The organism is Tenuifilum sp., from assembly GCF_037481895.1.
In the GTDB taxonomy this organism is placed as follows: domain Bacteria; phylum Bacteroidota; class Bacteroidia; order Bacteroidales; family Tenuifilaceae; genus Tenuifilum; species Tenuifilum osseticum.
Genome location: NZ_JBBFKU010000021.1, coordinates 40,124 through 59,708, shown reverse-complemented (window position 1 = coordinate 59,708; position 19,585 = coordinate 40,124). Strand labels below are relative to the sequence as shown.

Genomic DNA, 19,585 nt, shown 5'->3' with positions numbered 1-19,585 from the left:
TGAATTTGTTTTACCATCAGCATAAAAGTACAATTTTAGTTTGTACTTTTAGTCTAGTTTTATAGGGGGTCAAACCAGTTTAGTGTTTGGTTAAACCCAAACTTTGTAAATCCAATAAATCACCATAATCTGCGTTATATTAAACTCACTATCAACGAACAAATTCTTTTGCTAGGAAAATGGACTGAAAAAGTTAAAAGTCAGTTTGATGATTTGTGAAAATATTTTATTTTTGTTTAAATAAGCCTTACAAAAAGTACGGTTTTACACCCAAAATAGATGTATATAATTACTTTTGGTGCGGTTATAAATGAGTTGTACGGCATTGTAAAAAGACAACTCCACAGACAATTATGAGAATAGTTTTGACGATATTAACGATTTTGATTGCAACTGGATTGAATGCACAGTCTGATAACTTGCTGACTGATTCAAAAGAGTTTATATCAAAAACTATGAGAATATATGAGCCAAACCCGATTCATAAGGAATACTCTGATAGTATATCAGACTTATTTTCAACCTTATTAAATGGTTATCCAGATAGCAAAATAGACTCTACATTGTTGATTAGATTGTTGTTCGACAATTCGATTACTAATTATGAAGATTCACAAGAGGAATACAGATATGCAATAAGACGGTGTCTAATTTTTTCTATGTATTCCATGATTACTTCAGCTGACAATTGTGACTTATTCATAGATTTTGCAGATAAATCATTATTAAAAGATTCACGTCCTGAAAATTCAATCATACTTGAAAGCTATGTTAAAAATTATACGGGATTTTTAATTTTTAAATTGTTAGTGAAAGACTTAAAAGGAAACCTGACCCTATCAGATATTCAAAAAATAAAAGATACATTCAATAAATTTGAAGATTTTATTGATAAACATATTTATGAACAAGGAGTTATAATTTTGAATAAATTTGAACAACGATTTGATTAATAAAGTCGAGTAGGCAAGGGGGAATCTCACCCCCAAGCCTCTCACAGAACCGTACGTGACAGTCTCCCGTCATACGGCTCCTCGAACTCGCGCAACCATTTCAGGTTGACAGGCTGAAACAAGCTCATCCCTCGAATGAACGAGGTTGGCATAATTGCCTTGAGTCCGTTAACCCCTTCGCTGTGGCTAAGTTTCCAGAGCCTTTAGTTGGCACAAGTCGCTACTACGGGTTAATCCGCCCCTACTCCACCGCTTCGATACTCTCTGCCTTGTCCGCCAGTTGGCGGATATTCGGCATTCTCTCTTAACATCGGCGGGTAGGTTCTCCTGTTCCTTAGATGAGCCAATGAGCATAGTTCTTGCCGCCTTAATGCCGGAGACCGAGGCAGCCGATAGACTGGTAATCTCTGCCCTTATCCCGTGTGACCGTCCCACACACGGTTTTCAATCTCGTAAAGGTTATTTTCGACACGTCATCGGTCGGTTTACTTTCGTTCAACTCCTTTGCTCGCTCCTGACAGATTTTCGCCATTGCTGGCTTTCTGCCTTTTAACCCAAGCCGTTCAGCACCTACCCCTTGAAAGGGAAGCACCGCTGGGCGGATTGGAAACGCTTCCAGTAAAGCGTATCCGAGAGGCCAACCTGAACTCTCTCCGTAGCAACCTCAGCCAGTCGGTTCGCTCGACCTCCGCAAGTTGCTCACAAAGTTGAATTCAGTCTCTCATCTCATCTAAAGTTATGATGAATCAATTTCAAAGAACGTACTCCCTGACTTGCAGAAAGTTTTGTATATTTGAAAGTGCCCTGATTCATCGCAGGACACACCAACGCCGTACAACACGCGGTATAAAAAATTGCCGAGACAGTCGGTTATTCAGGGGTTGTAGCCCGCTTCAACTTTTGTGTAACTTGACAGGAAATCGCCCGCAATCGGCAACTTTTCATACCGCCACCGTTACCACTCCCACACCTTTCATAAACCCAACCATTTAAACCCACAAAGGTTTCACACTTATCATCTCAAATTTCGTTGCCTGGCAATTTCCCATCGGCAATAAGCCTGGTATACTCTTCGGGGGTGTTGATGTTGATAAGGATTTGATCATTGGGAACGGGTATGCAAGCTTTGCTAAATCGGTTTAGATATTCTTTTAGGTTGATATCCGGGTTGGTCTCGGCTCTTGCTGCTCTCACAATTCGCGGTGAAATTAGTAAGGGATGGCCACCCCTACCCTCGTAAACCGGGTAAACATAGTCGGCTTGCGTAGCATGCTGCCATAGCACCCCCAGAATATCGGAACCTACAAAGGGGTTATCGGCATTGGTCATGAAAACATACTGGTTGCCTATTGCCTGTAACGCAAGGTAAAACGAGTAAAAACGCCCCAGTTCTGGGTTTGGGTTAATCACTATTTCAATACCGTTTAGCTTATAGGCTGCTGAAGCTGCCTGTGCGGCTACCTCGGCATTGGTTATCATTACCACCCTTTGGCAGCCAAAGGAAAGGAACTCATCGGCAAGCTTGCGGGCAAAGCATCGTTGTGGGTCAAAGGGGAGCAAAGCCTTAGGCTGCCCCATTCGCCCCGAGGAACCGGCTGCCAGAATAATGGCGGAAAAATTTTCTTTCATTCGCTTGTATAGTAATATTCTTTGCCAAATAGCAATAAAATGCTATACAAAGTTAATATGCTTAGCCATATTTTATAGATTTGTGGGAAATATCAGGATAAATGAGCGATAAGTTTTCACCCATACCGGCCAAACAGTTGCTGGAAATCATTCTGAAAGAACTTGATACCCATGGAACCGTTTTTGGATACCCCAGCGAGCTGTTCTTTAACCCGAATCAAGGTAAACTTCCCACAACCATTTTTGGGCAAACCATTGATACACCAATAGGTGTTGCCGCAGGGCCACATACTCAACTTGCTCACAACATTGTAGTTGCCTGGCTCATGGGAGCCCGGTACCTTGAGCTGAAAACCATTCAAACCCTCGATGAGCTTGAGATTGCAAAACCCTGCATCGACATGCAGGATGAGGGGTACAACTGCGAGTGGTCGCAGGAGCTGAGGGTTGAGGAGAGCTTCATGGAATACCTAAAGGCATGGGTAATCATTCACATCCTGAACCATAAGCTGCAGCTGGGCAGTAAGCCCAACATGGTTTTCAACATGAGCGTAGGCTATAACCTTGAGGGTATTAAAAAGCCCAACGTTCAGTGGTTCCTGAATAAAATGGGTAATGCCACCGATGAGCTGAACCAGATGGTTCAGGAGCTAAAAGCCATATACCCAGCCATTGGAAACATCGATATACCTGCTAAGCTTTCGGATAATATTACGCTTTCCACCATGCACGGGTGTCCGGCCAATGAGATTGAGGATATAGCCCGCTACCTGCTAACTGAACGGAGATTGCATACGCTGGTTAAGCTCAACCCTACCCTTTTGGGAAGTTCAGAGCTCAGAGAGATTCTGAACAACAAGCTCAGGTTCAAAACCAACGTTCCCGATATTGCCTTTGAGCACGACCTTAAATATCCCGATGCCCTAAAGCTGATTGAAGCCCTTTCCGCCGAAGCAAAAACCCTTAACCTTACCTTTGGAGTCAAGCTAACCAATACGCTGGAAAGTGTTAACAACAAGCATGTTTTCCCAAGCGAGGTGGATATGATGTACATGAGCGGCCGGGCATTACACCCCATTTCCATAAACCTTGCCCGCAAGCTGCAGAACGATTTCAAAGGCCAATTGCTTCTATCGTTTTCGGCTGGAGTGGATGCTTTTAACGTATCAAAGGTTATGAGCTGCGGTTTTAGAACGGTAACCGTATCGTCCGACCTGCTTAAACCCGGCGGTTATGGGCGATTAAAGCAGTATATCGATAATCTCAAAATCGATTTTAACGGAAAAATTGACTGGCCAGCAGCCGATGTGGCTCTCAAAAACCTAAACACTTACGCACAGGAGGTGGTAGAGGATGAACGTTACCGCAATACGCATTTCCGTGAGCCATCCATCAAAACCAAGCGTAAACTCGACTACTTCGACTGTATTGCAGCCCCATGCGTGAATACCTGTGCTACCAATCAGGAAATACCCACATACCTTCACTTTGCTGCCACTGGCAATTACCCCAAAGCGCTTGAGGTGATACTCCGCACCAACCCATTTCCGAACACAACCGGAATGGTGTGCGACCACCTTTGCCAGAACAAGTGTACCCGTATTAACTACGACAACCCTTTGCAAATACGCGACGTGAAACGCTACGTTGCTGAGAATGCTGATATCAAGCCAAGTCCTGCTCAACCAAATGGTAAAAGGGTTGCCATAATTGGCGCTGGTCCATCGGGCTTGTCGTGTGCATTTTACCTGGCCATTAATGGCTTTAAGGTTGATGTTTTTGAAAGCAAGACCAAGGCCGGAGGAATGGTTCGCTATGCCATACCAGGCTTCCGCTTAACCGACCAGGCCATTGATAGGGATATTGAAAGGATTACCCAACTTGGGGTAAACATCCATTACAGCCACCCGGTAATCCGCAGCGAGTTTACCGACCTTAAAAACAAGTACGATTACGTTTACATATCGGCTGGTGCGCAGAAATCGGCTATGCTTGATATTGAAGGTATTGATGCCGATGGTGTTATTGACCCCCTAACCTTCCTGATGGGTGTAAAAAGCGGTAACATAAAGCAGATTGGCAAACGTATAGCTATAATTGGCGGTGGGAACACCGCCATGGATGCAGCCCGAACAGCGCATAGGCTTGTGGGCGACAACGGAAAGGTAACCATAGTTTACCGCCGAACAGTAAACGAAATGCCTGCCGATGAGGGTGAAATTAAAGCGGTAATTGCCGAGGGAGTTGAGGTAGTGGAGCTTGCCGCCCCTGAAAAAATAATCACCCAAAACGGCAGGGTTAAAGCATTGAAATGTAGCTTAATGAAGCTAGATGGTTACGATAGCAAGGGTAGACCAAAGCCTGTAAAAGTTGATGGTTCGGAATTTGAGGTTGAGTGCGATGTGGTAATTCCCGCCATTGGGCAAGCCCTTGATATCGATTTTGTTCCAAATGAGCTGCTAAAGGCCGATACCCGCAACTATAAAACGTTAATGGGTAACGTTTACATTGGTGGCGATGCGCTACGTGGCGCATCAACGGCCATAAATGCCATTGGCGATGGTCGTAAGGCAGCCCAGGAGATTATCAGCCAATGCGGTTTTACGGGAATTAGTACTGGTGTCCCTGAAAAGAAACACAATTACAGGGAGCTTATGCTGCTGCGTACCACCCGCAAGTATGGTTATGTGCATAAAGAACTTACTGCTGAAAAGAGCAAAACCTTTGAGCTGGTGACTGAAACTCCGGACGAAACGACCATAAAAGAGGAAAGCGCACGCTGCCTACACTGCGACGAGATTTGCAGCATATGCACAACGGTTTGCCCCAACCTGGCTAACTTTGCGTATACCATTGAACCCGTTCGTTACCAGCTCGACAAAGTGCTGGTTGGTTCCGATGGATCACAGGAGGTTCAACCCGACCATCTATTTGAGGTAAAACAAACCGTTCAGATTCTGAATATTGCAAACTTCTGTAACGAATGCGGGAACTGCTCTACGTTCTGCCCAACCGAGGGCGCACCCTACCAGGATAAGCCTAAGTTTCATCTAACCACAAAATCGTTCAAGGAGAGCGAGGATGGTTACATGCTTAGCGTTCTGAAGGATAGAAATGTACTAATCTTCAAGCAAAAAGGGGGCATTAAGACCCTATCGGAAAACCGTGATGAATACATTTACGAAACCGACCACGTTTACGCCCGTTTTAGTAAAAATGGCTTTAAGCTGGTTGAAGCTAAGGCATTAACGCCTTGCGTAAGGCAAATTCAATTCCAGCATGCGGTAGAGATGAGCGTAATACTGCAAGGGGCAAAGAGGTTAATGGGGGTTTGATTAGGGTTTGGTGTTTAGTGTTTAGTGTTTAGTGTTTTGTATTGGCCCCCTTTGTATTGACCCCCTTTAAACTGGACTAATTTCCAAAGGGTTTAGAGAAGATTCAAAAAAAAATAAATTTTCAGAAATTACCATAAATGCGTATTCTACAGCTTGTTACACGTTTCGATTTTGGTGGAGCAGAGAACCACGTGCGTGAGCTATGTAACGAACTTGCAGCAAGCAACCATCAGGTTATTCTGCTTTCCCGAAAGGGGCGACAAAATGAGCTGTTAGATAAACGAGTAAAATTTATACAATTACCTTCGTTTGTCAGAAATTTGATACTCACGCAGGTTGTAATAATAGGGCGTAATGGACAAAATTCAGGCTATTTTTTAGATAATCTGTTCTAATGGACATTTTTCAGGCTTTTTATTTTTAATGTTTTTTGAGATAAGCAAGTAGTATTAATAATTTTGTATGTCAGGTAAGCAGAAATAGGCTCTGCCGAATAGCAACCTGTCAGGAATATCCTGATCGACTAGGATGGTCATTAAGGCTGACGAGTTTCAGTCTATTTTTATTGACTATTCCACGAGCAGATGCCTTATAAAACTCATATAAAACTTTTCTTTATGTTTTCAGTTTGACCCTTTGAATAAAAGCAAATTTTTCATTTAAGGTTTTCAAATCCTCCAAAGCTCGATATTTATTGGAGTTAAACACTATATCAGCCTGAAAAATGTCCATTAAGCCAATAATAGCTTACCTGCTATTACGGTATAAGATTGATGTGATACATGCACACCAACGACTTCCAATAATTTCGGCATGCATAGCGGGATTTATACTAAGAGTCCCAGTGGTGGCTACCGTTCACGGCCGCGTTAGGCACGATTTGCGATCGGCAATTGCCCGTAGGTTCACTTCAAGGATAATTTTTGTTAGCAACCAGGTTTTAACCATCTCGCGCCACTATGGGACTATAAAGCATAAATCGGTAGTTATACCCAACGGAATTCCAATTCCACAAAAGCTTCCAGATCTTGAACCTTACACTATTGGATACTTCAGCCGTATTGATGAAAGGCACTTTGAGGTTATTAAAAATTTGATTTTGGCAGTTGCAAAGCTTAAAACGGATTATCCAAATGTAAGGTTATTGCTTATGGGCGATGGCAAGGAGGTTGAGAAACTAAAGTTATTAATCTATGAGGCAAATAGCAAGCTGAACGAAGAGGCAATTCAGTATAGAGGCTTTGTGAAAAATTTAGAAAATATTGGTTTCTTCCCTGAATTACTTTTTGGTGTGGGTAGAACAGCCATTGAGGGACTGGCTCGAGGAGCTAATCTGATTTCAGTCAACTATAAACGAATGGGGGAAATAGTTACCTTGAGCAATTATGAACAATATGCCCTGAATAACTTTGTAAATGTAACAGGATTACCACCTACTCAGGAGAAAATATTTAACCAACTTAAAAATTATTACGAGAAAAGGGATAGTTACCGTTCCCAAGCGCCTGTGCTTGCACAACGAATTGAAAACGACTTTGGAATAAATAAAACAACCAATAGAATAATTGAGGTTTACTCAAGCACCCTAAAATCAGGAGGTTTGCCTAACAGCAAACAGTTAAACTCTTAAATATCAGTATGTAAAAATAATTCAAATTATAAAGACCAGCTACAACTCATACTTGTAGGTTTGTTTCGATTCGGACATAACAAATGAACTGTAAAACTGAGTAATATTCTTTATCACTGAAAATTTGTGTATCACAAAGTTATGGTAGTCCTCCATGTCGTTACACTGCACTTTTAGCAAGAAATCCCAGTTGCCGGAAACGTAGTAACACTCCATAACCTCGGGTAGCCTTTTAACTTCATGCTCAAAGGCATCAACCACCTCCTTGGTGTGACTCGAAAGCGATACCGAGATGAAAACCGTAAGTTTTTTTCCTAATGCCTTAGGGTCGAGCAGCGTGATATACCGCTTAATGTAACCATTCTTTTCCAACTTTTTAATTCGCTCATGGATGGGTGTTGTTGAAAGGTGTAGCCTTTCAGAAAGCTCGCGAATGGTAACACGGCTATTGTCCTGCAAAATGTTCAGAAGTTTGCGGTCTATTTCGTCAATATTTCTCATATTTAGTTAAGTTTTAGGTTAAAAAATCAGTAAATTGCAATACTATTTTTCTTATTAGATAGTATTATCTTTTGCAAATATAATATATTTCTATAAAAAACAATATATCTAACATTATTTTCTATATTTTAAGAAATACCTAGAAATTTAAGACAGAGTTATTACTTTTATTGAAAATTTTAAAGGCTATGATTGAAATTATTGATAAAGTTACAAACCCCAAGGCACTAGAGAATGCCGTAAAGCGTTTTCGCGAAAAGGGTATTATTCTACCCACCTTTCACCAGCAGCAGAATCCAGATCAAATTCCCGATAAAATCAAAGTGAAGCTAAAAGATGTTGGGTTATGGGAGATAAACCCAGTAAACCTTTTCCGAATCACATGGAAGAACGAGCCAAAGGAAAAAGGAGGATTATTCGGCAAGGTTAATTACATTGAGCTACCCAAGGAACTAACCGGGGTAAATGCCCGAATTGTACTACTGCTTGGTAAATGGTTTCCAACAGGTGCGCATAAGGTTGGTGCCGCATACGGATGCCTTGCACCCCGCATTATTACTGGTGGCTTTGACCCAACAACCCAAAAAGCGGTGTGGCCATCAACCGGCAATTACTGCAGGGGTGGAGCATTCGATTCTAAGTTAATGGGTACTGAGTCGGTGGCAATACTACCCGAGGAGATGAGCCGTGAACGCTTTACCTGGCTGCGCGACTATGTGGGATCTGAGGTTATTGCAACCCCTGGTTGCGAGTCGAACGTTAAGGAGATATATGATAAGTGCTGGGAAATTCGTAGAACAAAACCTGATTACGTTATTTTTAACCAGTTCGATGAGTTTGGCAATGCCGCATGGCACTACAATATCACAGGGAAAGCCATTGAGGAGGTATTTAACGAGCTGGGCGGAAAGTCAAATCTTGCCGCGTACGTTTCGGCAACCGGCTCCGCAGGAACCATTGCCGCAGGCGACTACCTGCGAACCATAGCGCCACACATCAAGGTGGTAGCCTCAGAGGCAAAACAGTGTCCTACCATTCTGATGAATGGCTTTGGTGGCCACCGCATCGAGGGAATTGGCGATAAGCATGTACCCTGGATTCATAATGTTAAGAACACCGATGTTATAACCGCTATCGACGATGAGGATTGCATGCGAATTTTCAGGCTCTTCAATGAACCAGAAGGTGTAAAATACCTTGTAGAATCGGGAGTGTCTGCAGAAATTGCCAATAACCTGAAACTTTTGGGTATATCGGGCATTAGCAATATGCTCTCGGCTATTAAAACAGCCAAATTCTTTGAGATGACTTCAGAGGATGTGATATTCACCATAGCAACGGATTCGGCCGATATGTATGGATCGAGGTTAGAGGAGCTAAGGGAGGAACGCGGTAGCTATAGCCAAACCCAGGCCATAAAGGATTTTGAGAGATGTATCCTAGGTGCTACTACCGACTGGATGAGGGAGTTAACATACCACGACCGCAAGGCTATTCATAACCTGAAATACTTTACCTGGGTTGAACAACAGGGCAAAGAAATTGACGATTTGAACAGGCTCTGGAACGACAGGGAGCTTTGGCCTAAACTTTTTAGCCAGGTTAAACGGTGGGACGAACTTATTGATGAATTTAACGATCGGGTTGGTCTGCTTAAATCGCTATAAATTAATTTTCTATGAACGGAAAGTTCATACTTACCTGCTCGGGCTGTGGCAAAACCTTTGCGCCATCGCCTGAGCTTTACCTTTGCCCGGATTGCAGCAGGAATAACGATACCGTAAACCCACCAAAGGGAGTGCTAAAAGCAATATACGACTATGAAATCCTGAGTAAACATAAGGAAGAGGTAATAACAAAACATTTTTGGGATCTAATCCCGCTGCTAAAAAAGGAATCGTTACCCAAGCTAAGGGTTGGCGAAACACCATTGTACAGGTTTGATAGAATTGATGGTGAAACGCTTACCTTTGAGCTATACCTGAAGGATGATTCGCAAAACCCAACCTTTTCGTTTAAGGATAGGGCATCGGCTGTGGTATCGGCCTATGCCAAGGAAAATGGCATTAGCACAATAGTTGCTGCATCAACCGGAAATGCGGGCTCTTCCCTTGCCGGCATATGTGCTTCGCAGGAGCAAAAAGCCATTATTATGGTACCCAAAAGCGCACCACATGCTAAGCTCACCCAAATTGTGATGTACGGAGCCACAATTGTTCCGGTAAACGGCACCTACGATATGGCTTTTGACCTTAGCATGGAGGCAACCAAAGAGTTTGGCTGGTATAACCGAAACACAGCCTTTAACCCGCTAACCATTGAGGGAAAAAAGACCGTTTCGTTCGAGCTGTTTAAACAGCTCAGCAGGGCTATACCCGATTATATCTTTGTTCCCGTTGGCGATGGTGTAATTATTTCGGGGGTTTACAAGGGATACGAAGATTTGCTCAAAATAGGGTTGATAGATCGTATGCCCACCATTGTTGCAGTTCAGGCAGCCGGCAGCTCAAATCTAATCGAAAATATTGGAAAACCCGATTTTACCATAAAACCCAGCAATACCCTTGCCGACTCAATCTCTGTAGATATTCCACGAAATTTCTTTATGGCTCAAGACTACCTGCTCCAATACAAGGGTGAATGGCTCTCAGTAACCGATGATGATATTGTAAATGCTTCAAAGATTCTTGCGCGTAACACTGGAATTTTTGCTGAACCTGCAGCTTCAACAGCCTTTGCTGGAATGCTTTGCTACCAAAAGAATCAAAAATTGCTTACAAAGCAAAGGGTTGTTGTGTTGCTTACCGGTAGCGGTTTAAAGGATCTCAAAGCCGTTTCATCGGTTATTAATATTCCAAATGCCATTGACCCTACCATTGATTCGTTGAGGAAAAACGAGTGGATTAAATTTTAGAATTTTAAATCCTTGAGGTATAGGTTAATGGCGTTTTGTGTATAGAATCCTGAAATCTGTTTTGCGACTTCTACCCTATTCCAAAACATTTTACCTTTGTAAATGCTATGATACGATTCAACTTAAACGGTAAATCGGTAGAGTATAACGGCGATATAAATCGTTCGTTACTCGAGTATTTGCGGAACGACTTGCACCTAACCGCAGCTAAGGATGGTTGCTCAGGTCAAGGGGTTTGCGGTGCATGCTCGGTAGAGGTAAACGGAAGCATTAAAATGGCTTGCCGCATAAAAATGTCCGACCTAAGTGAGGCTATCATTTACACCCTGGAGGGGCTGCCAAATAATTTCCGCGAAATACTAGCCCACCACTTTGCCACCAAGGGAGCAGTTCAGTGCGGATTCTGCTCGCCCGGTATGATAATGCGTGCCAGAGGGTTATGGCTATCGAACCCAAATGCAACACGCAGCGACATCATCAGGGCTATCGCGCCAAATCTTTGCAGGTGCACAGGCTATGTCAAAATAATTAATGCCATTCAGCATGCCTTTGCCGAGCTAAACGGCCAAGCTTTGCCAAAGAATAATACAGGAGCCAGGATTGGGGACCGCTATCCAAAATATCAAGCCAAGGAAACAGCCCTAGGCCAAAGGCCTTTTGTTGACGATATGTTTGTTGATGGGATGCTATACGGAGCCTTAAAGTTTTCCGACCATCCACGAGCAAAGGTTTTTAAAATTGATACTTCAAAAGCCTTGGCGGTCCAGGGTGTAGTAAAGGTAATAACCGCTACGGATATTCCGGGGGAACGCTACATTGGGCTGATTTTTCAGGATTGGCCTGTAATGGTTGCCCTGGGCGAGGTTACACGTTACATCGGTGATGTTATAGCCGGAGTGGTGGCAACATCGGAGGATATAGCCAGGCATGCCGCTTCATTAATCGAGGTTGAATACGAGGTATTAGAGCCTGTTACCGATATCCATCAGGCCATAAAACCCGATTCGCCCCAGGTTCATCCCGATCGGTCAAATGTGTTGGAAACATGCACAATTCGGTTTGGTGAAGTTGATAAGGCTTTTGCTGAAGCAGCTTACGTTTCGTCCGATATCTACGAAACCCAGCGTATTGAACATGCATTTCTGGAAACAGAAGCTGCTCTTGCCTTACCCAATGGCGATGGCATAAAGGTATTCAGCCAGGGGCAGGGCATTTACGTTGACCGAAAGCAAATAGCAAAAATCCTAAACCTACCCGAAAGTAAGGTTAATGTGGTTCAGGTTCAAAACGGTGGTGGGTTCGGTGGTAAAGAGGACTTAACTGTTCAGGGCCATGCAGCCCTAATGAGCTATATCACCCAAATGCCCGTAAAGGTTCACCTTACCCGCGATGAAAGCATAAGAATGCACCCCAAGAGGCATCCGGTTTGGATGAAAATGAGCCTTGCCTGCAACTCCGAGGGGATGTTTACTGCTCTTAAACTTGAGGCCATAGGCGATACAGGAGCACATGCATCGGTAGGGACTAAGGTGATGGAGCGTGTGGTTGGACATGCCACGGGTGGCTACACCGTTCCCGCTGTAGATATTTCGGCTAAAACCGTTTATACAAACAATATCCCATGTGGAGCCATGCGTGGCTTTGGTGTTCCACAGGTTACCTTTGCCATTGAAAGCTGTATCGACGACCTTTGCCGTCAGGGTGGTTTTGACCGCTGGCAAATTCGCTACGATAACGCCCTTGAGGAAGGCGCCAAAACTGCAACCGGTCAGGAACTACATGGGGTTGGACTAAAGAAAACCCTTATTGCAGTTAAGGAACAATTTAAGTCGGCCAAGTATGCAGGCATAGCCTGCGGCCTAAAGAATACCGGTGTCGGTAACGGAATGGTTGACGATAGCGAGGTTATAATCAAGGTTGTTAGCCCAACCAGGGTTGAAATTCACCACGGATGGACGGAAATGGGTCAAGGTGTTCACACCATGGCCATTCAAACGCTTCACCATGAAACTGGTATTGAACCAAGCTGTATAGAGGTGATAGTTGATACCGATGCGGAGATTCCAACTGGTATGACCACTTCGTCAAGGGCTACAGCCCTGGTAGCCAACGCCCTTATCAACGCTGCGCGTCCACTGAGAGAAGATTTAAAGACGGCCAAACTCGAAAAACTGGTAGGCCGGGTTTACCGTGGTAAATTTGTTTGCGATTGGACATGCAAGCCCGGCGCAAAAACCGATAAACCAGTAATACACTTCGCCTATGGCTATGCAACACAGGTTGCCATTCTAAACGAACAGGGCAAGCTATCCAAAATAATTGCTGCCCACGATGCGGGCAAAATCATGAATCAGATGCTTTTCGAGGGTCAAATTGAGGGGGCTGTGCATATGGGAATGGGATATGCACTAACCGAGGATTTACCCATGGAGAATGGATTTCCCGTTAGCTTTAAGTTTAAGGACATTGGGATTATCCGCGCCAACCAAATGCCCGAAATTGAAGTTATTGGAATTGAAGAGCCCGACCCAATCGGCCCGTTCGGTGCAAAGGGTATTGGCGAAATAGGCATGGTGCCAACTGCTGCAGCCATAGCCAATGCGCTATGGGCTTTTGACGGTGTAAAGCGGACACGCCTACCCATGATGCGGAACAAGTCAGAATAATGTTTAACCACCAAATTCTTACCCAATGATTTTACTTTCCGATGCCACCTATATCGACTATCAAACGCTGGAAATCAAGAATTGCGATATACTGGTTACCAAAGGTAATATTGAATTCCATCCACCCAAAACATACAGGGGCAATGCCACTGAAACCATCAACTGTTCCGGAAAGTTGGTTACGCATTCGTTTATTGTTGGCCATCACCATGCATACTCAGCATTAGCCCGAGGAATGGGTGCACCCAAAAAATCACCTGAAAATTTTTACGAAATCCTTAAATATATTTGGTGGACACTCGATAAATGCCTTACCACCGAAATGGTAGAGTATAGCGGCTTGGTTACCGCTATGGCTTGTGCAAAGGCTGGGGCTACATTTGTTATTGACCACCATGCCTCCCCTTATGCGGTAAAAGGTTCACTTGAGACACTTGCCAAAGCATTTGAAAGGGTTGGCCTATCGCACCTACTCTGCTACGAGATTAGCGATAGGGATGGTGATGAAATTGCCCAACAAGGACTTGAGGAAACCGATAGCTACCTGAAAAACTATCAGGGACTGGTTGGCCTACACGCATCGTTCACCCTAAGCGATAAGACCTTGCAGGCAGCAGCAGAGCTAACGCAGAAGCATAATTCGGGTGTTCATATCCATGTAGCCGAAGATAAATACGACCAACAACATTGCCATGAAACCTATGGTAAAACTGTGGTTGAAAGGCTTAGCAACTTTAACTTCCTAAACTCTAACAAATCGATTCTGGTGCATTGCCTGCACCTTTCCGAAAAGGAACGTAACCTTATAGGTCAATCGCCCTGCTGGGTAGCACAAAACACCGATAGTAACCTGAACAACAACGTTGGCTATTTCAGCAGTAAAAATTTGGGTGAAAATATCATGCTGGGCACCGATGGTATGCACAGCGATATGCTACAAAGCATGAAATCGGCTTACTTTGTTGGCCAAAACTTTGACCCAATGAGCCCTGCGCAAGCTTACAAACGACTAAGAAACGCTCACCACTACATAGCCCAAAATGGATTCAGCGGCGATGGCCCCAATAACCTTGTGGTTCTTGATTACGATTCCCCCACCCCCGTTACCGCTGAAAATATTCCTGGACACTTTATTTATGGTATCAACCAGTCGCATATAGAACATGTTATATCCAATGGAAAACTCATAGTCAAAAGCAGAGCTATAACCACCGTTGATCAGGAAATCATTCTTAAAGAATCGCAAAAATTAGCGCTAGAGCTTTGGAAAAGAATGAGAGGGTAAGGATAAGGGATAAAGGATAAAGGATAAAGGATAAAGGATAAAGGATAAAGGTTTAAGGTTGTCTAGTCCTGAAATATTGGGATAGACTTCGCCTAAACATCACTCTGACATGCTGAACTCACAGAGGCATCACTTTGTTCATTTTTCCACTTGGCCTTGCCAGAAATACCGCGCTCTTCTTGGTATGACAAATGGAGTTGATGGTTGATGGTTGATTGTCACAAAATGAACGCAGTTCACGCTGATTGAATTGATTTACACAGGTTAAATTAACCAATCACCAAACACCAAACACTAAACACAATCACCCCTGTACCCTGCACACTGAACACTTTAAACTAAGAATATGTTCTTTCGCTTTGCTAAGGATGTCAGAAAAGATTGATAACCAATGGTTGATTGTTGCTCGTAAAAACTGACTAGATAATCATACCTATCATTTTAGTTATCCAAAAGCAATACCAAACAATAAATTCCTCTTTTTATGCTTATATTTGCCCTTTAAAACAAATTTAGATGAATCAACAAGTATTGGAATGGATTGGGTATAGCGCTTCGGTAATCATTGCGCTATCAATGACAATGAGTTCGATAGTTAAGTTCCGTTGGATAAACCTAACAGGAGCATTGATGTTCTCAATTTACGGTTTTCTGATTGGAGCATGGCCTGTGGGCATTTTAAACGGTTTTATTGTGCTTACCGATGCTTACTACCTATTTCAAATCTATTCGAAAAAAGAGGTGTTTGAGATACTTGAGGTTCGCCCCGAGAACCGTTACCTGATGCGTTTCCTCGATTTCCATCAAAAGGATATACATCGTTTCTTTCCTGGTTTTGTCTATACCCCCACTGAAAATACAGTTAGTTTCCTCATACTGCGTAACATGGCAGTTGCTGGGGTATTCATTGCCCAACGCAACGAAACAAAAGCGCTTGAGGTAGAGCTTGATTACGTTTTACCTGAATACCGCGACTTTAAGAATGGCAAGTTTGTTTACTACTGGCTTAGCCAGAAATTTACTGAAAGCGGGTATACCCGGGTGTGGGCAAAGGCATGCAATAAAAGCCACAAAAAATATTTGCAACATTTAGGCTTTACTGAATCGGGCGGTAACCATTTTCTGAAAATACTTGAATAAGAGTAGGAATTGAGAATATTAATTACAAAAGGTAGGATTGTAACATCGGTTGGCGAGCAAATTGCCGACCTGTTGGTTGTTGATGGGAAGATAGCGGCCATTGGAAACCAGTTAGAAGCCAATGCTGAAACCACAATCGACGCACAGGGTATGCTGGTGCTGCCCGGGGGTATCGACCCACATGTTCATTTGCACCTACCTACACCCGCCGGTTTTTCATCGGACGACTTTCATTCGGGCAGCATTGCTGCCCTTATGGGCGGAACAACAACCATTATCGATTTTGTGACCCCATCACGGGGTCAATCAATGGTTGAAGCGCTAAAAGCACGATTGGATGAGGCTGCTTGCTCGCTAGTTGATTACACATTTCATGTGAGCCCTATTGAATGGAATAAAAATACTCCTAAAGAGATTGAGGAATGCATTGAAATGGGATTTCCATCGTTTAAAGTTTACATGGCCTATAAAAGTTCCGTTGGAATTGATGACAATGCCTTATACCATGTAATGCATACAGTGGCTCAGAATGGTGGTATGGTTACTGCTCACTGCGAGATGGGCGATGATATCGATACTTTAAGAGATTTTTATGCCAGTCAGGGTCTTACAGCCCCAAAGTACCACATGCTCTCGCGTCCCCCTCGATTTGAAGCGTTAGCGGTTAAACGTGCCATCGACCTTGCCGATCAAACCCAGTGCCCCCTTTACATTGTTCACGTTTCGGCGGCTGAATCGGTTAAACATATTATTCAAGCCCAAAAAAGTGGCCAACCGCTTTATGCCGAAACCTGTCCTCAGTATCTTCTACTCGATGAAGCCCTGTACGATTCCACTTTGCCCGAGGCAATAAAGTATGTTATAAGCCCACCGCTCAGGCAAAGTATTGACAGAGATACCCTCTGGAATGCCATCAACAATGGTAATATACTAACGGTTGGAACTGACCATTGCCCTTTCAGTCTTGAGCAAAAAATGGTGGGCAAGGACGATTTCCGCAAAATACCAAACGGAGCAGGCGGGATTGAACATAGGCTTGCGCTACTGTACACTTTTGGTGCATTAACCGGTAAGCTAAGCCTTAGCAAATTGGTTGATGTTTTTGCAACACAACCGGCTAAAATATTTGGACTTTACCCTCAAAAGGGTGAACTTGCCATTGGTGCCGATGCCGATATTGTGATTTGGAACCCAAACGTAAAAGGCTCAATTTCTTCAAGTAAACATCACTCAAAGTCCGACATAAGCATTTATGAAGGCTTTGAGACTACTGGTGAGGTTGCTTTCGTAATCAAAAACGGAATTATTGCAGTTGATAACGGAAAATTGAGCGAAAATCTGCCCAGCGGTCAACTACTTAAACGCCGGTCAGCGAAGACAACAGGCCACTACTACAAAAGAATGGATAATTCAGGTTCCTACAATTGTGGTAGGGTTTGAAACAGGTTAATTAAAGCCAAGTTATAAGATACTCATCAAACTCAGCACCTTTGCTTTCCTCCTTAACTAAGTTAACCTGAACCCCATACACCTTGCATTTTCTCACTAGGGTATCGAGCAACCCCACCTGAATATGCGTGTTAAATAGTTGGGTTTTTCGCATTTGAATGGACTTATCAGTGTGTGAAACTATTTCCCAACCTCTCCGTTTCGGATCTTTTACACCTTTCTGCGCTAGCAAAACCAATGCTTTCATTACATCCAACGGCTTACTCTCGGTATTAACCATGTTGGTTTCAAGCATTAGACTGTAGGTTGATTCACCAATCCGGCGGCCAATTTTAATTAGGTTAAATTGTCCCAGCTTCTTTTCAATCCAGCTACATAGCTCCACGTAAACCTTGAATGGAATTTTGTTGGTAGACTTCGACAGGTCATAACCACTAACTATCTGAAATAAATCGGGGTAATCGGCTTTTTTATCCTGATAACAGCTAATTATATCATTGATAGCCCATGCATCAATGAATATCTCCTCAATCAACTCTTTCATTTTTATATCTTTTTATCACAATAAAAATAATACATGGCATAGTTTAATACCAACATTCACATCATTTTTAGAAATTATAAACAATAATTAATTAGTCTTTAGAATATTCAAACAAATGATTAGTCAAAAGTATAATTCTAAAAGATATACCTGAAGGGAAAGGCATTTTTTAGCATAACATTTATTCTGTTAAACTACATAATAAAGCAAAAAAAACAGCACCTTAAGGTGCTGCTGAAATATAAAATGGGCTACTACTTTATAACTCTTGGTGTGTTCCTTTCAATAAGTTTCATTAGAATATCAGCGGGATTTTGGAACCTATTGGTAAGCATCATAGCAGCAATAATATATGGTTTGAAACCCGCTTCCTGGTAAGTTTTAATGCGGTAACGCTCAAAGGTTTCCTTACTTACCTCACCCTGAATGCACGATTCGCCTGAAATATCTGCTGGTAGGCAGTGCATGTAAAGAGCATCGGAATTCCTTGTTACCTTGCGAACCTGCTCATTGTACTCCCAATCCTTGTACTTGGCATTGTTAGCCAGGCAAACCTGCTCGAGCTCTTTAAGGCCATTCTTATCGCCATTCATAAGCAGCTGGGTGCGTTGCTGCATGATGTGGAATGGCGCCCAGCTTTTTGGGTAAACAATATCGGCATCGCGCATGGCATCGTTCATGCTGTGGCTAACCTTAAAACTACCACCGCTTTGAGTGGCATTTTTTCTGGCAATTTCAACAATTTCAGGAATAAGGTCGTAGCCCTCTGGGTAGGCTAATTCCACGTTCATACCAAAACGGGTCATCAGAGCAATAATACCCTGTGGAACCGATAGTGGTTTGCCATAGCTGGGCGAGTATGCCCAGCTCATCACAATCTTTTTGCCACGCAATGCATCCAGTGAACCATACTCATTGGCAAGGTGAAGCAGGTCAGCCATTGACTGGGTTGGGTGATCCATATCGCATTGCAGGTTCACAATACCAGGCCTAACAGGCAAAACCCCCTTAGCAAATCCTTCATCGAGAGCTTCGCCAACCTGGCGCATATACTTGTTTCCTTCACCCAGGAACATGTCATCGCGAATACCAATGAAATCGGAAAGGAACGAAATCATGTTAGCGGTTTCACGAACGGTTTCGCCGTGCGAAATCTGCGATTTCTCCTCATCCAACTCCTGAACTGCAAGTCCCAAAAGGTTTGCAGCCGAAGCAAACGAAAAACGTGTTCTGGTGGACTTATCCCTAAAGTTTGAAATAGCCAGGCCTGAATCGAATATGCGGGGCGAAATGTTTTCCTTACGCATCTCTTTTAGAATGGACGCAACCTGTAGCACAACCATAAGGTCGTCGTCGCTCTTCTCCCATGTGAGCAAAAAATCTTTACCGCTAAGGTCCGATTTGTAGTGATTTAACTCCGCTATTTTCTTGATTAAATCCATATTTCAAAGTTTTTATTCGGTTTTAACTATGTTATCTAATTAGGCGTTGGTAACAAATTTAAAATGAAGTTACAGCTTATTTTGTAAATCAACAATC

At 43.1% G+C, this 19,585-nt stretch carries 15 protein-coding genes; 10 read left to right on the top strand and 5 right to left on the bottom strand.

Annotation, left to right across the window (positions count from 1 at the left end):
* The first annotated feature begins 353 nt into the window (after positions 1–353).
* The gene (locus WHS63_RS07970; protein WP_445204645.1) at positions 354–953 is read left to right on the top strand and encodes a hypothetical protein; all 600 of its coding nucleotides are present in this window, start codon (positions 354–356) and stop codon (positions 951–953) included.
* Between the two features lie 186 nt (positions 954–1,139).
* Here the strand turns inward: WHS63_RS07970 and WHS63_RS07965 are convergent, their stop codons facing one another.
* Entirely contained in the window at positions 1,140–1,388 is a 249-nt protein-coding gene (locus WHS63_RS07965; RefSeq protein WP_445204644.1) for a hypothetical protein, read from the bottom strand.
* A gap of 585 nt (positions 1,389–1,973) precedes the next feature.
* Positions 1,974–2,582: a nucleotidyltransferase family protein gene (locus WHS63_RS07960; protein ID WP_445204643.1), complete on the bottom strand. Its 609-nt coding sequence runs from the start codon at positions 2,580–2,582 to the stop codon at positions 1,974–1,976.
* Between the two features lie 101 nt (positions 2,583–2,683).
* On the opposite strand from WHS63_RS07960, the gene ygfK reads away from it, so the two are divergent.
* The 3 genes from ygfK (at position 2,684) to WHS63_RS07945 (ending at position 7,547) form a co-directional block, all read left to right on the top strand.
* Entirely contained in the window at positions 2,684–5,917 is a 3,234-nt protein-coding gene (gene ygfK / locus WHS63_RS07955) for a putative selenate reductase subunit YgfK (RefSeq protein ID WP_445204642.1), read from the top strand.
* A 137-nt stretch (positions 5,918–6,054) separates the two neighbouring features.
* Positions 6,055–6,312: a glycosyltransferase gene (locus WHS63_RS07950; protein WP_445204641.1), complete on the top strand. Its 258-nt coding sequence runs from the start codon at positions 6,055–6,057 to the stop codon at positions 6,310–6,312.
* Positions 6,313–6,641: 329 nt separating this feature from the next.
* Positions 6,642–7,547, top strand: coding sequence for a glycosyltransferase (locus WHS63_RS07945; RefSeq protein WP_445204640.1), 906 nt, complete (start codon positions 6,642–6,644; stop codon positions 7,545–7,547).
* A 39-nt stretch (positions 7,548–7,586) separates the two neighbouring features.
* Here WHS63_RS07945 and WHS63_RS07940 read toward each other — a convergent pair whose 3' ends face one another.
* Positions 7,587–8,048 carry an Lrp/AsnC family transcriptional regulator gene (locus WHS63_RS07940; RefSeq protein WP_445204639.1) on the bottom strand — a complete coding sequence of 154 codons (462 nt, stop codon included), beginning with the start codon at positions 8,046–8,048 and terminating at the stop codon, positions 7,587–7,589.
* Positions 8,049–8,236: 188 nt separating this feature from the next.
* Here WHS63_RS07940 and WHS63_RS07935 point away from each other — a divergent pair, with 188 nt between their 5' ends.
* From WHS63_RS07935 to hydA, 6 genes are all read left to right on the top strand, one after another.
* Positions 8,237–9,715 carry a pyridoxal-phosphate dependent enzyme gene (locus WHS63_RS07935; RefSeq protein WP_445204638.1) on the top strand — a complete coding sequence of 493 codons (1,479 nt, stop codon included), beginning with the start codon at positions 8,237–8,239 and terminating at the stop codon, positions 9,713–9,715.
* An 11-nt stretch (positions 9,716–9,726) separates the two neighbouring features.
* Positions 9,727–10,962 (top strand): threonine synthase, encoded by a 1,236-nt coding sequence (thrC, locus tag WHS63_RS07930; RefSeq protein WP_445204637.1) that lies wholly within the window; start codon positions 9,727–9,729, stop codon positions 10,960–10,962.
* A gap of 107 nt (positions 10,963–11,069) precedes the next feature.
* Positions 11,070–13,628: a selenium-dependent xanthine dehydrogenase gene (xdh, locus tag WHS63_RS07925; protein WP_445204636.1), complete on the top strand. Its 2,559-nt coding sequence runs from the start codon at positions 11,070–11,072 to the stop codon at positions 13,626–13,628.
* Between the two features lie 25 nt (positions 13,629–13,653).
* The gene (locus WHS63_RS07920; protein WP_445204635.1) at positions 13,654–14,913 is read left to right on the top strand and encodes an amidohydrolase family protein; all 1,260 of its coding nucleotides are present in this window, start codon (positions 13,654–13,656) and stop codon (positions 14,911–14,913) included.
* A 516-nt stretch (positions 14,914–15,429) separates the two neighbouring features.
* Positions 15,430–16,053, top strand: coding sequence for a hypothetical protein (locus WHS63_RS07915; protein WP_445198401.1), 624 nt, complete (start codon positions 15,430–15,432; stop codon positions 16,051–16,053).
* Between the two features lie 9 nt (positions 16,054–16,062).
* Positions 16,063–17,493: a dihydropyrimidinase gene (hydA, locus tag WHS63_RS07910; RefSeq protein ID WP_445204634.1), complete on the top strand. Its 1,431-nt coding sequence runs from the start codon at positions 16,063–16,065 to the stop codon at positions 17,491–17,493.
* A 10-nt stretch (positions 17,494–17,503) separates the two neighbouring features.
* Here the strand turns inward: hydA and WHS63_RS07905 are convergent, their stop codons facing one another.
* Together WHS63_RS07905 and ygeW are read right to left on the bottom strand one after the other, a co-directional pair.
* On the bottom strand, positions 17,504–18,046 hold the full coding sequence (locus WHS63_RS07905; RefSeq protein WP_445204633.1) for a hypothetical protein: 543 nt from the start codon (positions 18,044–18,046) through the stop codon (positions 17,504–17,506).
* A gap of 254 nt (positions 18,047–18,300) precedes the next feature.
* Positions 18,301–19,488, bottom strand: a complete 1,188-nt coding sequence (gene ygeW / locus WHS63_RS07900) for a knotted carbamoyltransferase YgeW (protein ID WP_445204632.1) — start codon at positions 19,486–19,488, stop codon at positions 18,301–18,303.
* Positions 19,489–19,585 lie beyond the last annotated feature (97 nt).

Excerpts from the sequence above, each read along its gene's own strand:
- WHS63_RS07935 (WP_445204638.1), top strand. The coding sequence starts at position 8,237 with ATGATTGAAATTATTGATAAAGTTACAAACCCCAAGGCACTAGAGAAT.
- WHS63_RS07940 (WP_445204639.1), bottom strand. The coding sequence starts at position 8,048 with ATGAGAAATATTGACGAAATAGACCGCAAACTTCTGAACATTTTGCAG.
- WHS63_RS07905 (WP_445204633.1), bottom strand. The coding sequence starts at position 18,046 with ATGAAAGAGTTGATTGAGGAGATATTCATTGATGCATGGGCTATCAAT.
- ygfK (WP_445204642.1), top strand. The coding sequence starts at position 2,684 with ATGAGCGATAAGTTTTCACCCATACCGGCCAAACAGTTGCTGGAAATC.
- ygeW (WP_445204632.1), bottom strand. The coding sequence starts at position 19,488 with ATGGATTTAATCAAGAAAATAGCGGAGTTAAATCACTACAAATCGGAC.
- WHS63_RS07920 (WP_445204635.1), top strand. The coding sequence starts at position 13,654 with ATGATTTTACTTTCCGATGCCACCTATATCGACTATCAAACGCTGGAA.
- WHS63_RS07945 (WP_445204640.1), top strand. The coding sequence starts at position 6,642 with ATGTCCATTAAGCCAATAATAGCTTACCTGCTATTACGGTATAAGATT.
- WHS63_RS07970 (WP_445204645.1), top strand. The coding sequence starts at position 354 with ATGAGAATAGTTTTGACGATATTAACGATTTTGATTGCAACTGGATTG.
- thrC (WP_445204637.1), top strand. The coding sequence starts at position 9,727 with ATGAACGGAAAGTTCATACTTACCTGCTCGGGCTGTGGCAAAACCTTT.
- xdh (WP_445204636.1), top strand. The coding sequence starts at position 11,070 with ATGATACGATTCAACTTAAACGGTAAATCGGTAGAGTATAACGGCGAT.
- WHS63_RS07915 (WP_445198401.1), top strand. The coding sequence starts at position 15,430 with ATGAATCAACAAGTATTGGAATGGATTGGGTATAGCGCTTCGGTAATC.
- WHS63_RS07950 (WP_445204641.1), top strand. The coding sequence starts at position 6,055 with ATGCGTATTCTACAGCTTGTTACACGTTTCGATTTTGGTGGAGCAGAG.
- WHS63_RS07960 (WP_445204643.1), bottom strand. The coding sequence starts at position 2,582 with ATGAAAGAAAATTTTTCCGCCATTATTCTGGCAGCCGGTTCCTCGGGG.